This window comes from Halalkalibaculum sp. DA3122, from assembly GCF_043951865.1.
In the GTDB taxonomy this organism is placed as follows: Bacteria; Bacteroidota; Rhodothermia; order Balneolales; family Balneolaceae; genus JAMQKA01.
This window is the reverse complement of sequence record NZ_JBINJF010000011.1, coordinates 106,921-122,127: the sequence shown is the minus strand read 5'-3', so window position 1 is coordinate 122,127 and position 15,207 is coordinate 106,921. Positions and strand designations below refer to the sequence as shown.

The window sequence follows — 15,207 nt, the reverse complement described above, 5'->3', positions numbered from 1 at the left end:
CAATCATTAGTTTCCTGCTTTAATCCATTTTCCCACTTCTACGTACCTGTATTTCGGGCCAAATGCATCTTTGAATTCTTCAATCACTTCATCGCTGCTGTCGTGTCCACCCACACCTGTAATACCGATGTCCCGGGATTGTAAACGTTCAATATTATTCAAAACGTCCTCGTATTCAATCGGATTTAGCGGACCTTCGCCCGAAGCCACCAAACGCTGCATGTTCAGGCCAAGCACGTTGATCCGCCCCTCCGGTACGGGATAATGTAAATCTCCGATAATTCCATAAATGGGTTCCTCAAATACAGCTTCTGTTCTCTCAAGAATCCGGGATAGCTTCTGGTGTCCACAACCCACAATTACCACCAATCCCTTTCCTTCAAGGTTGACGGCCAGTGCCTGTTCGTCAATCCGTCCAAAATACAGTTTGCGGGGAATGGTGCCGATGCTTGCCACTCCTTCAGTAATGACGGTGGGATCAGGCGTATGAGTGGGTGAAATAGCAGGGTAGGTCATAGGGACCGGGGTAAATACATTTTTCCCACTCAGATCTTTTTGTTCGTTACCCAATGAAAAGCTTCCTTCATCCACCCATTTCTGGCCGCCCACATGGTCGAAGTGGTTATGTGAAATAAAAATTATATCAATTTCATCCAGAGAGATTTCCAGTCGGCCCATATTATATTCCAGGGGTGAAGGGCTTTCTCCATCTGCATTCTGGCCCAAATCAAATAATATGGTAGCGGAGTCTGTTTTTACCAGGTAGGAGACCCCCATCTCGGTTTTTAAATCGGGGTTTGACGTATGCCAGTTTACCAGTGGAAGAATGGATAACCTGTTGGTGCTGCCGAAATTCCGGATTTGGGGAGGCTGGTATTCCCGGTATTCTTCATTAGCCTGGGCAACCCCTTTATTATGAAAATAGAATGACACGGATATACCCCCGGTAGCCAACAGGAAAAATGCCAGAAGTGCTGCCGCCAGTATCTTAAATATTTTTACCATTGGGAATCTCCCCGAATTTTAACACTAAGTTCGGGTTCGCTAACCGGTTTCAATCAACTGCTTGCAGTTGTCAACCGACTGACGAAGATTTTTGTGCATCCGTTTTTTGATTACCAACGTTTCCACCAGCCAGCCCAGTGGACGGAAATTAGGCATTAGCTGATACTCGGTGGTGTGGAACAGCGTGCTGCTGCCGTCTCCGTTGTCTTCAACCCGCATCGTCAACGTGGCCTTGAAGTCGGATTCGCTGCACTCATGGACCTGCACGTGTGGGGCATCAAACCGGGTGACCCTCCATTCAGTTTCGGACTCTTTCGGGCCGATTTTTGAAGATTCCCGGTACACCGTTCCCTCCCGAACCGGGTTTTCCGTTGTTTCAACCAGTGATTTCATTACTACCACCCACTCCGGCGCTTTTTCAATGTCACTGATACATTCCCACACCTGTTCTTGAGATGCCTGAATATGCTTTTTGATTTCTACTCTAGGCATGAGATTCTGGTTTTGTGTGACGAATTTTGTTTTTAAACCTGGCAGGTTTACTCGTTGGAAAATCTGTGCCAGCTATAGGCTGCCATCCACAAGTAAGCGGATCCCCACAATACATTAGCCAGGATTTGAATCACATAGGACGTTTGTATCAGAAGCAGTACAAAACCTATGACGACGACTATTCCAGACCACTTTGGGAACCGTTCTTCCGCCTTCCAGATTGCTGCCGCAAACAGAATCAAACCGATGAAAGTGATGAGAAAACCGGCTCCAAACACGGGCATCAATCGGCTCACGTCGGCTACGGAAGAGGCGGCTATAATTCCTTCTAAAATCAGTTGGCCGGCTTCCGGGAACACGAAGTAGGCAAACATGAAAATGCTGACTCCAAAAAGGTCGCCGAGAATACAGAGCAACATTCCCCAAAAAGCTAACTTCTCGCGGAATGTCCCCGCCAGCCCAAGGAAAAGAGCGATTGTGCCGATGACTTCCAGCGGAACCCCGATAAGTCCTCGCGCGGCCCAAAGTCGGAAATTGTCGGTGGTTACCAGCTCAGCAAAACCTTCCGGGTCTCCGGCGGCGTTAAACATGTCTCCTTCCTGTGGAATAAGGGCATCGCCAATAGCAAAAATAAATCCGGCCAGGCCGATGAGAATCAGTCCGTATCGTATAAACCGGTTGTAGTTCTCTTTAAGACCCATGGTTTTCCTCCTTTTGTTCTACTGTATGAGGGTCATGATTGCGTTTGTATTTATTTGCCAGTGCCGTGATCCCTTCCCGGTATGTGGGATACTTTAGTGTCACAGCCAGTTTATGAGTCATTTTTTTGTTGCTGAGAATCATATCCGTTAAAAGCATCTCCCCTAAAATTTTTCCACCCAGTAATCGGAAGATAGGTGCCGGAATGCCGAAAGGTTTGGGAGCATTCATCTTTTCTGCCAAATACCGGATAAACGTGCCGAAGGCTACCGGTTCATCATCTGCGACATTAAACATTTCACCAGGCATCGGGTCATCTACCGCTTTCACATAAGCGCGGGCACAGTCCTTCACCGAAATAAATGATTTCACCTGTTTGCCGTTGCCCGGGTAGGTTGACCACTTGCCTTTGGAGATGGGCGTGGTCCAGTATTTTGCAAAGATTCCGCCGTCTCCGTACACCCCGGCGGGACGCAGAATCATCACGGGAAACTCATTTTTTTCATAGGCATCCATCAGCAGCCGCTCACCAATCACATAGGGTTTCGCCAATTCAACCGGATCGATTTCCGATTCTTCTGTTCTAGTTTCATTGCCGGAACCGTAAACAGTCATGCCGCTGGTATAAACAAAAACATTGCAGGAGGTCGCCGATTCAACCAAACTCCTGACTACCGTTTCCTGGGCACTTTTCAATTCTTTCAGATAACGCTTGCTGGGCCTGGAGGGAACCGGAATTGTGGCGGTATGAATAATTGCATCTGTTCCCTTCACTGACGAGATCCATTTTTGGGGCTCCCGCATATCCCCTACAACAGGTCGCACTCCCTTTTTGCGCAGCATATCGGTTTTTTCCAGGGAATGCGTCAGGCCGGTTACCTCATGATCTTTCTCAAGCAACAACTCCGTAACGGCTGAACCGATAAATCCTGTGGCTCCTGTAATGAAGCATTTCATAGCACAGTATTTTTTCTATATTCGAAACCCTGTCAGGTTTCACTTAATAGTTGCCTTTATCATAAAATCAAAACTAAACCTGGCAGGTTTAGTTTTTTCGCTGACATATCACTACTCTTTTTGAGAGACCAAAAGTGAAAACCCGGGCTGCTTCAGCTTTTTAAGCTTTGTTTTGGTAAAACCCGCATCCGCAAGCCACTCCTGAACCGTATCGAAGGGGTAGGAACGGCCACCCGAAAAAAGAAACAGGTTCAGTCCGGCCAGACCGGCTACCGCCCTGGCAAATTTTGATCCCTTGATTCCCGCAAATTGATCCACGATGGCCACCATCCCCCGGTTGGTGGTAGCTTTCGATAATTTTTGAAACAGTTCCTGGTTTCCCTCTGGACTCACTCCGTGAATAATGTTTCCCAAAAAAGCAAAGTCGTATCCTCCCGGAAGTTCGTCCTTTTCAAAATCCCGTTCCACGAGATCAATGCGGTCCGCCATTTCGGGATGCTCTTCCAGTGTTTTTTGAGCCTCTTTCAGACCAATTTCCCAATCCAGAACCGTGCCTTTCAACCCGTCATATTTTTCACAAAAAGCAACCGTATATAATCCGTGACTTCCTCCCACATCCAACATGGATGCGGCTCCCTCGGGCAGGTCAATTTTGCCAACCACTTCATCCACCGTGCCGGAGGCCAGCCAGCGCATGGAGGCCTGGTACCCGCGCCCCACTTCTCCGCCTTTGACGTGCTCCCAGCCATATACTCCGTTTTCCGGGGCTTCCTTGATTCCGCGCGCTACATAAGGCAGAGTGTGGGCAGCCTGGTGACGAAAATAGGGAGCCATCGTCTCCAGCAGATCTATTGGCATATCTTTGGCCATTTTGCTCAATGCGAGCTTGCCATCTTTCCGGGTCACATATCCCATCGGTTCCAGAGCCTTCACCAAGTTTTCAAGTCCCCGCTCGGAGGCGTTCATTTTTTCGGCTAAAGTTTCCAGGTTGGCCGGCTCTTCATATAAATATCTAAAAAAACCGGTTTCCATCGCTCCGATCATGGCAAAGAATTGAAACATGGGAAGGCCCATATCTGTAAGAATGCCGGGAATAGTTCCCCTGTTGATCAAAAAGCGTTCTATAAAGTTCGGTTTTAAAGGCATAACATGCTATTTAGTTGCGACTAGAAGCGTGAACCCCGGGCTCTTCCTCAATGGCTTCACCATTGAGTTTGGGAATCCAGCCCTTTTCAACCAGCCTTTTACCTCATTCACTTCATACGCCCGGCCATTGGAAAAGAGAAATAGGTTCCAGCCGATTAACGAAGCGGTGGCACGGGTAAATTGAGATCCCGATACATTATCGAATTGATCGAGGATGCCGATGGTACCCTTGTCGGTTAACTTTTCTCCCAGCCGGTTGAACAGCGCCTGATTTTGCTCCGGCCTGTTTCCGTGAATGATATTCCCTAAAAAGGCATAATCGTAACCCTCTGGAAATTCATCCTCAAAAAAATCGGCTTCCAGCGTATCGATCTGATCGGCCACGTCGGTTTCCTGCTGCAGGGTTTCCTTCGCATTTTCGATGCCGATCGGCCAGTCCAGTACCGTGGCTTTCAGTTCGGGATATTTCCGGCACATCTCCACGCAGTACAACCCGTGGCTTCCGCCAATATCCAGCATCTTTTGAGATCCTTTTGGCAACTTTATCTTTTTGGTCACCTCTTCCACCGTGGAGCGTGCCAGCCAGCGCATAGTCACCTGGTAGCTGCGCCCTATTTCACCGTCTTTTACCGAATCCCACCCGATTACCCCTTCTTCGGGAGCTTCTTTTAACGCCCGGTTGACATGCTGCAGGTTTAACAGGTTCTGTTCTTTGATAAAGGGTACCATGCCACTGAACAGATCGATCGGGATAGATTTTTTGGCATACTTTGTAAGCGAGTAGGTGTCATTCTTCTTGCTGACATATCCCAGCGGTTCGAGCACATTCAGCAGGTTTTCCAGGGCCCGTTCATTGCACCCGGTTTTGCGGGCAAGCTGTTCGAGTGCAACCGGCTCCTGCCGCAGAGTTTTGAAAAGCTCAATCTCCCCGGCTCCCAGTATGGCGCTGACTAAAAACGTGGGAATAGCCCCATCCAGGAGTAATCCCGGTATCAATCCCCATTTAATCAGCTGACGTTCGATAACGTTTGGACGTAGTGGCATGACCCCTCCCAACTATATCTAAAACATGTAATTATCCCTAACTATATAAATATTAAAATTTTACCTTTATTTCTACATTTTACCTTTATCCTTGCCAAGTTTCTCATCTGGATTAATCCATGCTTCCTCCAGCTACGCTTTCTCTCATAAAAATCTTATTTTATAATGATATGCGTACAAACGTCGTGCGACGATTTGAAATACCTGAGCTTTAAAACCGTTGGTATTTTCAGGTCGCCCGTTTCCTAGAAAAAAACATAAGTCCAATAAAAACAATTACTTAATTAGGTTTATGGATTCTCTTTATCCAAAATATGATGTCATTGTGGTAGGAGCTGGTCACGCGGGCAGCGAAGCTGCCGGGGCCGCATCCGAGATGGGAGCCAAAACGTTGCTCATTACCATGAACCTGGATGCCATCGCCAAAATGTCCTGCAATCCCGCAATTGGCGGAGTTGCCAAAGGGCAGCTGGTCCGCGAGATCGATGCCCTGGGTGGACTCACCGGCACTGTTGCAGATCAAACCGGGGTACAGTTCCGGATGCTAAACCTGAGCAAGGGTCCGGCCATGTGGAGTCCCCGCTGCCAAAGTGACCGCGCGCTTTACAGCAAAACGATGCGTATGGAGCTTGAGAAAAAGGAGAATCTTCATTTCAGGCAGGACAACGTCATTGACGTACTTACCGATGACGCGGGCAAACACGCCGTAGGGGTAAAAACACAGACCGGGCAGGTCTTCCTGGCCGACAATGTAGTGCTGACCACCGGTACCTTTGGAAACGGGCTGATGCACATCGGACTGAAAAATTTTGGCGGGGGAAGATCCGGCGAACGAGCCTCAATCGGTATTTCAGCTGCACTCGAAAAGCTGGGTTTTGAGGTGGGACGGCTCAAGACCGGTACCCCGCCCCGCCTTGACGGCCGCTCCATCAACTATGACAAACTGGAGATCCAGTATGGGGATGAAGATCCCTCACCCTTTTCGTTTATGACAAAACAACTGCCCTCCCGGGATGAACAGCTTACCTGCTGGATCGGGTATACCGACCAAAAAGTTCACGATGTGCTACGCTCCGGGTTTGACCGGAGTCCCATGTTTACCGGCAGAATTGAGTCTATAGGTCCGCGTTACTGCCCGAGCATAGAAGACAAAATCGATCGTTTTTCGGACAAAGACAGCCATCAACTATTCCTGGAACCTGAAGGGTGGGACACCTACGAAATGTACCTGAACGGGTTTTCCACCTCCCTCCCCGAGGATGTACAGTACAAGGCGCTGCAGACGATTCCCGGCTTTGAAAACGCCGTGATGCTGCGCCCCGGTTACGCCATCGAATATGATTATTTCCCGCCCTACCAGATTAAACGCAGCATGGAGACCAAAATAGTAGACGGACTCTTTTTTGCCGGACAGATCAACGGCACCACCGGCTATGAAGAGGCCGCCTGCCAGGGACTCATGGCCGGCATTAACGCCGCCCTCAGATCAAAAGAAAAGGAGCCGCTTGTCCTTAAACGATCCGAAGCTTACATCGGCGTACTGATCGACGACCTTATCACCAAGGGCACCGAGGAGCCGTACCGCATGTTTACTTCACGGGCGGAGCATCGCATCTTGCTGCGCCAGGACAATGCCGACCTTCGCCTCACAGAACTCGGCCACAAGATCGGGCTGGCCTCAGACAAACGATTTGAACAGTACCAAACCAAGAAACAAGCGATCGACCAGATACATGACCTTTTTGCGGAGTATACCGTCTACCCCGAAAAGATGGACCCGATGCTTCGGCAGCAGGGTACCTCCCAGCTCTCCCAGCCAGTCAAGGCGAAAACACTGATTCCCCGGCCCGAACTATCTATCTTTAACCTGCTCGAGGCCGACCCCCAGCTCAGGGATAAAGCAGAAAAAATAAGCACTGATGAACTCGTATTTGAACAGGTTGAAATCCAGATCAAATACGCCGGATACATCGAAAAAGAGTTTGAAATGGTAGAGGAGATGAAAGAAAAAGAGGATATGGAGATCCCGGAATCCCTGAAGTATGACAAGATCAACTCCCTTTCAACCGAAGGCCGCAACAAGCTCGACCGCATCCGCCCCGAAACCCTCGGGCAAGCGAGCCGTATTAGCGGGGTTTCTGCCAGCGACGTGGCGGTACTCATGGTATACTTGAAAAACTAACCACCTGCCTGTTTGCATGCCAACAAACACATCCTTCAATAACTTCAAATTCAAATAGTTTCACGTGGAACATCACCACATCAATCGCCAAAAGGTTTCACGTGAAACCTTTACAGCTGTTGACCAACTGATTGAGAAGTACCGCTCCCCTTTGGAGTCCTACCTCGACCGGCTTTTCTGGTGGAATGAGCGGGTGAACCTGGTCAGCCGCGACGTTTCACGTGAAACGGTCTGGGAGCATATCCGTCACTCGCTTATTTTAACGCAGTTTCCAGTGTACCGGAAGGCCGACCATGTCGTCGATGCCGGGACCGGCGGCGGACTCCCGGGAATTCCGCTGGCGATCGTGTCCCCCGAAAAATCTTTTATACTGAATGATATCGTTTCCAAAAAAGTGATGGCCATTCGCCAAATCCTCATCAATTTAGAACTTGAAAATGCCCTCTCCAAGACAGGATCTGTGCAAGAGATTCCCTTTCCCTCCTCTTCCCTTTTAATCTCCAAGCACGCATTCAAAATTGACGAGCTCTGGAATATGACGCATGACAAACCGTGGAATACAGCAGTTTTTTATAAAGGAATTGACTTCCAGCAGGAATTAAAAAGTATTGATACACCGCTGGAGGTTGACTGCTTTAGCCTTTCCCGAGGACCTGATTTTTATGATGGGAAAGGTCTTGTCATCATTAAGCGATAATCATGTTTGCTTTGGCTACAAGACCCTTTGCTTGTACACTAATAGGGCTGTTGCAAAATCCTGAATTCCTTATTCCGAGGGAGTCGTACTCCAGTTTCATTGGTTATATATGGTAGTTTTGTTCACGGTCCAGGGAGTGTTCACCATATTAAATGCAATGAATTGGAGGAATTAGCGGAAAAACCTTGTATTTAATAACCCATTTAGACTTGCAAGTTGCTGGCAGGTCATGAGTTAGCATCTGCCTGGGGAAGGCCCTATTTAGTTTATTTTAACACTTTCAATCCTGTTATAACCACCGGAAACCAATATGTCGCGCTCTTAGAGAGATTGATAAAACCTGTTACCTTTAACTCAAAAGTTACAATCTTCATCGAATAGCTTTACCGTTCAAGGTCAACTTAACATTGCAACTGGAAAACATGCAGGATACGTTAACGAGGCTTATTCAACAGTAACATGATCTCCAATTAATTTATTAATGCTACCATGGCATACCTGGCAAAATGCATTGTTTACTTGAGGCTTTGAAAAACCAGGAGTTTTGTTCAAGGCTAAAGCCTGAGCGGATTTGAAACCGCAGTTTATATCATTATAAATGAGGATTTAGCCCCCCCCAAAATGCCGGAATTGAGCAAAACAACGGTTTTGCAAAGCCCTCTACTTGTCTCCTATCACGCTTCAGCCAGACAATTCACCAGCAGTACCTTCTTTGCAGGGATCCTGAGAAAACCGTTTTTTATATCTAATTAATAAACATTTTAAATCCACAGCATGAATAGCAATGAACGCCGCATGAAGCTGATATTAATGCTTCAGCAATCCACCAAGCGACTGACCGTCAATGATATAGCCGAAAAATTTAATGTCAGCAGGCGCACGGTTTTTCGGGATTTTAACAGCCTGTCAGAGATGAACGTGCCGGTCACTTGGGATAAACACAAGGGCTACGGCATAATGCGGGGTTACAAAGTTCCCCCGCTGATGTTTACCTCGAGGGAGCTGGCTACTATATTGGTGGGACTCAATTTTGTGAAGTCGCAAGTCGACAAAACGATGGTGGAGGATGCCAGGGGCGTTGAGCTTAAAATAAAAGAGGTGCTCCCCGGGGAACTGAAATCGCTTATGGAGACGCTGGAAGAACGCACGGTTGTAGATCCATTTCTTAACTACGGACCCGAAAAAAAAGAAGGGGGTAACTGGTACCTGGTAAGTACGGCGACCTCTGAAAATAAGCAGCTTCAATTTTCGTACTTAAGCAAATCAACGGGCGAAGTAACTGAGCGGAAAATCGACCCCTACCTGCTGGTTTTCTATCGAGACCACTGGAATGTGATCGGCTGGTCCCACAAAAGAGATGATTTCCGAAATTTTGTGCTCGATCGCATGTCGCAGGTCAAAATATTGGACGAAACATTTACTCCAAAACCCGATATTGACGTAGAGGCCCTAATTTTTCGATTTGGCGGCAAATCTCATTTAATCAAGGTAGATGTATCCGAACCGGTTTTACGCCGCTTTAAAAGCAATTTACCGACAAAGATTATTAGGCAAAAAGAAATAAAACCTAATTTATTTAGGTTAGAATTTAATTTCGATAACCTGGAATTTATAAATAGCTGGTTGTTGCAATTTGGAAACAATATAAAAGTGGTGTATCCTGAAAATCTCATAGAAAAAAGAATAGATTTACTAAATAATATGATTGACAGTACCAGGTAAATAGCATCGTATCTTTTGTTCCTGATTTTCATCCACAACGCAGAAGACGATACCATTTCGAAGTTTGCTGCCCTGTGACAGCATGCTGGGTATTAAATATCCAGGTAACTCACGTTGCATCAGAATACTACAAGGCATGCAGCTTAATTCTCGTGAAGAATACAGGCTAACTATTCCCGCCCTTCCATTATTAACAAATTGCTAATTTTTTTCCTGTCAGTACACAAATCTCTTTATAGAAGCATAATCCTGCAACAATAGTTTTTTAAATCCGCTCTCCTACCTTCTCCCGTGAAGCTTGCAGCATTAGCTGTTCCCATTAAATCATTTCCAACATTCAAACATCATTCTTTTAAATAGTTAACGATACAGGACATTGTGTTATGAAAAAATATCTGCTTTCATGCTTACTCTTTCTCTCCTTTACAGCGGGAGCTCACGCTCAAGAGTTTCAGTTATCCGGTACGGTAACTGATGCAACTGCTCGCTCCCTGCCGGGGGTGAACATCATCAAAAAGGGAACTGCCAACGGCACGTCTACTGATGCCGATGGCAACTACAGCCTGACGGTTCAACCGGGTGATACGCTGGTATTTTCATTTATCGGGTATGAAACCAGGATGATCCCGGTTCTTGAACAAACGACGGTGCTGGACGTTACCCTCCATGAGTCCAGTACCGAAATAGGACAGGTTGTGGTAACGGCTCTTGGCCTATCCCAGGTGAAAGAAAAAATTGGCTACTCTACCCAACAAATTAACACTGAATCGATCACCAACACGAGCGCACAAAACCTGGGAAACTTATTCACGGGCAAGGTGGCGGGGCTATCGGTAGCCAACCCAACCGGCATGTTCTAGGAGGCACAATTTAGCCTGCGTGGCAAAGAGCCCCTTATCGTACTGGATGGCGTTCCGATAAAATCGGACCTGTTTGATATCTCCAAAAGTGACATTAAGGAGATCAACGTATTGAAGGGTACAGCCGCCTCTGCCCTCTACGGGGCCCGGGGCAAAGATGGAGCTATCCTTATTACCACAAAAGATGCCAGTACACAGGGTTTGAAAATCGACCTCACAACCAGCGCCATGGTATCAGCGGGCTATACCGTATTTCCGGAATACCAGGACCAGTACGGCAACGGTTCCAATGGGAATTACGAATTCTGGGACGGAAATGGCGGCGGAGTTGCTGACGGCGATATGATATGGGGACCAAAATTTGAGGAGGGAGTTAAAATACCACAGTGGAACAGCCCGATTCTCGACACCCAGACCGGTGAGACGATTCCCTGGTGGGGAACGGTAGAGGGTACGAAGTATGATGACAAGTCGCGATATGAGCGGGTTCCCATCGCATGGGAGTCTCACGACAATCTCAAGTCATTTATGCGCCCGGGGATCATTCCCAGTACCGATTTTTCCATCGCTTTTGGAGGTGATAAAAGTCAATACCGGTTTTCCGGAAATTATACCTACCAGCAGGGACAAGTCCCCAATACCGGGCTGAACAGGGGCGGTCTTAGCTTTGCCTCCACTTTTGAACTGAGTCAAAATATTACCCTCGAGAGCAAACTTTCTTATAACAAGGTCTATTCCCCAAACTACCCGGCGTATGGATACGGTCCGAACAACCATATCTACACCCTCCTGATCTGGCAGGGTACCGATGTAAACCCGCAGGATCTGGAGAACCATCTGTGGGTGCCGGGTCAAGAGGGTTATACCCAGGCCAACTGGAACTACGCATGGTACAATAATCCCTATTTCGGGGCGTACAATCGCAACCAGGAGTATGATTCAAACGTGTATCGCGGCCAGCTTCGCCTCGAATGGGACATTACCGAGAATCTGAGCATCCAGGGAAGATCCGCTGTGAACCAAAAAGACCGATTTGAAGACCAGGAACGCCCCAAATCATACCTGCGGTACGGCGATCCGCGCGATGGCTTTTACAAAACGTGGAATACGGCAGAGCTCCTGGCTGACAACGACCTTCGCGCCAGTTACCAACAGACCGTGACCCCATTTTTGGATATCGACATAACCGGCGGGGGAAACGTGGTGTACCAGGAGTTTGAAGAATATTATAATTCTACCGACGGCCTGATTGTGCCCGGCGTATACAGCCTGAACAACACCAAGCGAAATGTGCTGGCCTCCACGCTGGTCCGCAAAAAGTCGATCCACAGCCTGTATGCCACTGCTAATTTTGATCTTTTTGACGCATTCTACCTGAACGTGTCAGGTCGCAACGATTGGTCATCTACCCTCCCGGAGTCCAACAACTCCTACTTCTACCCTTCAGCATCACTGAGCGTAATGGCGTCAAACCTTGTGACACTACCTGACGAGATCGATTTTTTGAAATTCTATTCCTCGTGGGCGAAGGTATCAAGCGACCTGGATCCCGATTTTACCAATCCTTATCAAATTGAGACCTACTATCAAAAAGTGGGTGATTTTAACGGAAATCCACAGCTGGCCTATCCCTCCAACCTGGCCAATCCCAACATAGAACCCCAGCAGTCGATCTCCACGGAACTGGGTATTTCTGCCGGACTTTTGGATCACCGTCTCAATTTTGAGGTGACCTACTACAATATTTTGGATAAAAACCAGATCATTAACCTGCCGGTTTCGAATGCCTCCGGATTTAACAGCCGCAAGGTGAACGGTAACGAATACACCACCAACGGTTGGGAGGTTGTGGTCAATGCCGCTCCTTTTCGCAGCCCGCAATTTGGCTGGGATATTACGGCAAACTGGTACACACAAGTTCGGCGGCTGACCAGCATCTACGATGGGCAGCAGCGTTTTAACAACCTTTCAGTCGGTGAACGGGCCGACAACTACTACACCACCGGCTGGCTCAAGTCGGCCGACGGACGACTTGTACTGGATGAAGAGACCGGACTGCCCACGCAGGATCCCTATCCCCAGTTGAAAGGGCACCGAAATCCCGACTGGCGATTTGGGCTGCAGAACTCCTTCCGTCACAATAAATGGTCGCTGAGCCTCGGCGTAGATGGTGCCGTTGGCGGACTCATGCGCTCGCTTACCGTAGAAAAGATGTGGTGGGGCGGCAAACATCCGGAATCGGTAACCTGGAGAGATGAAGAATATGCGGCGGGTCACCCGGTGTACGTTCCGGAAGGGGTGAATGTAACAAACGGCGAGCTGATCCGCGATGCCAACGGGAATGTAATCAACGATACACGGGAATATAAAGAAAACACCACTGCGGTAGGCTGGCAGCAATGGGCCCAAAACTATCCATACCGGGCCGGGGTGACCCAGGATGAAAGTGAAAAATTTGCCAATATTTTTGACCGCAGTTTTATCAAGCTGCGCAGTCTTTCTCTTTCATACAACATCAGCGGACTGTTTGCAAACACCGGTATCGAAAATGCCAGCGTTACCGCATTCGGCTACAACCTGGCGATCCTGAAGTCAGCCAAAATTATAGATCCCGATTTTGGAAATGATAACGACCTGCAGGATCCCTCCACCCGCTATATCGGACTGAAAGTTGATCTATCCATATAACAGAGGTCTCAAAACCAGGAGTTTTCTCCAAGCTCAATCCCTGATTGAATTCGAAGCCGCAGCGTATACTACAGAAGTGAGAATTTCGAATGTGCAAAAATGCAGGAATTGGGCAACACAACGGTTTTACAAAAAACCTCCAATAATAATATCGTATATCACAACAGTTAAACCTTGCAAGACAATGAAACATATTCTGTTAATCGTTTTATCACTGAACCTGCTGCTCACCGCCTGCACCGACTTAAGCGTGGTAGGGGAAAATCCCAACAACGTATCCCAGGCTCCGCCTCAATTGCTGCTCACCCAGATAGCCTCCGATGCATTTCAGGTCGCCGGCAAAAACCCGCAGTATGCCAGCCGCATGATTGTAAGTACAGCAGTGGAAAATGAGATCCAGTATTACAAGTGGGGGCGGGGTAACTTTGATGATTATGACCGGCTGCGAAATATCACCAAGATGATAGAAGAGGCCAACCGGACGCAAAAGCCGGCCTATGAAGCCCTGGGAAGATTTTTTCGCGCCTATTACTTCTACAATTTAACCCTCCGGTTTGGAGATATCCCCTATTCCGACGCACTCAAAGCGGAATCAGAAGCTGTCTACGCACCGGAATATGATCTCCAGGAGCAGGTCTTCAGCGGTATCCTGGATGAGCTTCAAACAGCCGATCAGCTGCTTAATGCCGATGATATCATCGAAGGAGATATCATTTATGGAGGAGACGCCTCAAAATGGAAAAAGCTGATTAACTCCTTTCGGCTGAAGGTGCTGATCACGCTCTCTAACAAAACTGATGGCAGCACCATCGACATTGTGAGCCGGTTTGCCGATATCTATGCAAACCGTCCCCTTATGGAATCGATCGGGGATAACGGGCAACTGGAATTTTTCGACCAGATCGGCAGCCGGTACGGAGAGTTTAACGACAGCGATTACGGTTCCAGCATGTACATGGATTCCACCTTTATCAAACGGCTGCAGGACCGGGAAGATCCCCGTCTTTTTATTTATGCCGCCCAAACTAAAAATGCCAGGGAACAGGGACTCGCAATCGATGACTTCTCAGCCTATGAGGGTGGGAGACCGACCGGGCAGTACAGCTATAATGATGACAAGGCAGCGGCTGGAAATATTTCAAAGGTGGATCCCCGGTACTATTCCAACCCAACCAACGAGCCCCACGTATTGCTCGGGTACCCCGAACTTCAGTTTATCCTGGCCGAGGCCAGCGTACGGGGCTGGATCGGCGCCAGTGCAAAGGCGCATTACGAAAACGGCATCCGGGCAAGCTTCGAATTTTACAACACGTATGCCGAGAATTATGCCTCATTTCTGACAAGCCAGGCGGCAGACACTTACTTGCAAAACGGCCTGGTATCCCTGGACAATGCCGCAACCAGCGAACAGAAAATAGAGCGGATTGTCACGCAAAAATACCTGCAATCTTTTCTGCAGGGTGGATGGACCCCGTATTTTGAGCACCTGCGCACCGGGTATCCCTATTTTATGGAGCCCTCCGGCGGCGCCCCGCCCACCCGCTGGATCTACCCGCAAAGCGAATATCAAAATAATAATGCCAACGTATCGGCTGCCATTGAACGGCAATTCAGCAGCGACAACATTCGGGCTGTCCCGTGGTGGCTGAAATAAGCTGCTATTTTAGGAGCGTTAAGCTAATTTCCATAACGTGAAAGATTCCTCACTTAAATCA

At 48.1% G+C, this 15,207-nt stretch carries 10 protein-coding genes and 1 pseudogene; 5 read left to right on the top strand and 6 right to left on the bottom strand.

Going from position 1 to position 15,207, the window contains the following annotated elements; all coding sequences use genetic code 11:
- Positions 1-6: 6 nt before the first annotated feature.
- The 6 genes from ACG2F4_RS09680 to ACG2F4_RS09655 all read right to left on the bottom strand — a co-directional run bounded on the left by ACG2F4_RS09680 (position 7) and on the right by ACG2F4_RS09655 (position 5,343).
- A complete protein-coding gene (locus ACG2F4_RS09680) occupies positions 7-1,005 on the bottom strand; it encodes an MBL fold metallo-hydrolase (protein WP_395260214.1) in 999 nt (332 codons plus the stop codon).
- 39 nt (positions 1,006-1,044) lie between these two features.
- Complete coding sequence (locus ACG2F4_RS09675; protein ID WP_395260212.1) at positions 1,045-1,497, bottom strand: SRPBCC family protein; 453 nt, start codon at positions 1,495-1,497, stop codon at positions 1,045-1,047.
- Between the two features lie 47 nt (positions 1,498-1,544).
- Complete coding sequence (locus ACG2F4_RS09670; protein WP_395260210.1) at positions 1,545-2,198, bottom strand: hypothetical protein; 654 nt, start codon at positions 2,196-2,198, stop codon at positions 1,545-1,547.
- Positions 2,188-3,153 (bottom strand): NAD-dependent epimerase/dehydratase family protein, encoded by a 966-nt coding sequence (locus ACG2F4_RS09665; RefSeq protein ID WP_395260208.1) that lies wholly within the window; start codon positions 3,151-3,153, stop codon positions 2,188-2,190. Before ACG2F4_RS09665 ends, ACG2F4_RS09670 begins: the two co-directional genes overlap by 11 nt.
- 111 nt (positions 3,154-3,264) lie before the next feature.
- A complete protein-coding gene (locus ACG2F4_RS09660) occupies positions 3,265-4,299 on the bottom strand; it encodes a methyltransferase (protein ID WP_395260206.1) in 1,035 nt (344 codons plus the stop codon).
- A gap of 6 nt (positions 4,300-4,305) precedes the next feature.
- The gene (locus tag ACG2F4_RS09655; RefSeq protein WP_395260204.1) at positions 4,306-5,343 is read right to left on the bottom strand and encodes a methyltransferase; all 1,038 of its coding nucleotides are present in this window, start codon (positions 5,341-5,343) and stop codon (positions 4,306-4,308) included.
- A 292-nt stretch (positions 5,344-5,635) separates the two neighbouring features.
- Between ACG2F4_RS09655 and mnmG the strand changes: the two genes are divergently transcribed.
- From mnmG to ACG2F4_RS09630, 5 genes and pseudogenes are all read left to right on the top strand, one after another.
- Positions 5,636-7,525: a tRNA uridine-5-carboxymethylaminomethyl(34) synthesis enzyme MnmG gene (gene mnmG / locus ACG2F4_RS09650; RefSeq protein WP_395260203.1), complete on the top strand. Its 1,890-nt coding sequence runs from the start codon at positions 5,636-5,638 to the stop codon at positions 7,523-7,525.
- Positions 7,526-7,589: 64 nt separating this feature from the next.
- Positions 7,590-8,222 (top strand): 16S rRNA (guanine(527)-N(7))-methyltransferase RsmG, encoded by a 633-nt coding sequence (locus ACG2F4_RS09645; protein WP_395260200.1) that lies wholly within the window; start codon positions 7,590-7,592, stop codon positions 8,220-8,222.
- Positions 8,223-8,996: 774 nt separating this feature from the next.
- Entirely contained in the window at positions 8,997-9,944 is a 948-nt protein-coding gene (locus ACG2F4_RS09640) for a helix-turn-helix transcriptional regulator (RefSeq protein ID WP_395260198.1), read from the top strand.
- A gap of 383 nt (positions 9,945-10,327) precedes the next feature.
- Positions 10,328-13,492: pseudogene (locus ACG2F4_RS09635) on the top strand (SusC/RagA family TonB-linked outer membrane protein).
- Positions 13,493-13,676: 184 nt separating this feature from the next.
- Positions 13,677-15,146: a SusD/RagB family nutrient-binding outer membrane lipoprotein gene (locus ACG2F4_RS09630; RefSeq protein WP_395260196.1), complete on the top strand. Its 1,470-nt coding sequence runs from the start codon at positions 13,677-13,679 to the stop codon at positions 15,144-15,146.
- Positions 15,147-15,207 lie beyond the last annotated feature (61 nt).

What these genes read in the sequence shown, in the direction of transcription:
- ACG2F4_RS09665 (WP_395260208.1), bottom strand. Translation starts at nt 3,153, where the DNA reads ATGAAATGCTTCATTACAGGAGCCACAGGATTTATCGGTTCAGCCGTT.
- ACG2F4_RS09660 (WP_395260206.1), bottom strand. Translation starts at nt 4,299, where the DNA reads ATGCCTTTAAAACCGAACTTTATAGAACGCTTTTTGATCAACAGGGGA.
- ACG2F4_RS09680 (WP_395260214.1), bottom strand. Translation starts at nt 1,005, where the DNA reads ATGGTAAAAATATTTAAGATACTGGCGGCAGCACTTCTGGCATTTTTC.
- ACG2F4_RS09675 (WP_395260212.1), bottom strand. Translation starts at nt 1,497, where the DNA reads ATGCCTAGAGTAGAAATCAAAAAGCATATTCAGGCATCTCAAGAACAG.
- ACG2F4_RS09640 (WP_395260198.1), top strand. Translation starts at nt 8,997, where the DNA reads ATGAATAGCAATGAACGCCGCATGAAGCTGATATTAATGCTTCAGCAA.
- ACG2F4_RS09630 (WP_395260196.1), top strand. Translation starts at nt 13,677, where the DNA reads ATGAAACATATTCTGTTAATCGTTTTATCACTGAACCTGCTGCTCACC.
- ACG2F4_RS09670 (WP_395260210.1), bottom strand. Translation starts at nt 2,198, where the DNA reads ATGGGTCTTAAAGAGAACTACAACCGGTTTATACGATACGGACTGATT.
- ACG2F4_RS09655 (WP_395260204.1), bottom strand. Translation starts at nt 5,343, where the DNA reads ATGCCACTACGTCCAAACGTTATCGAACGTCAGCTGATTAAATGGGGA.
- mnmG (WP_395260203.1), top strand. Translation starts at nt 5,636, where the DNA reads ATGGATTCTCTTTATCCAAAATATGATGTCATTGTGGTAGGAGCTGGT.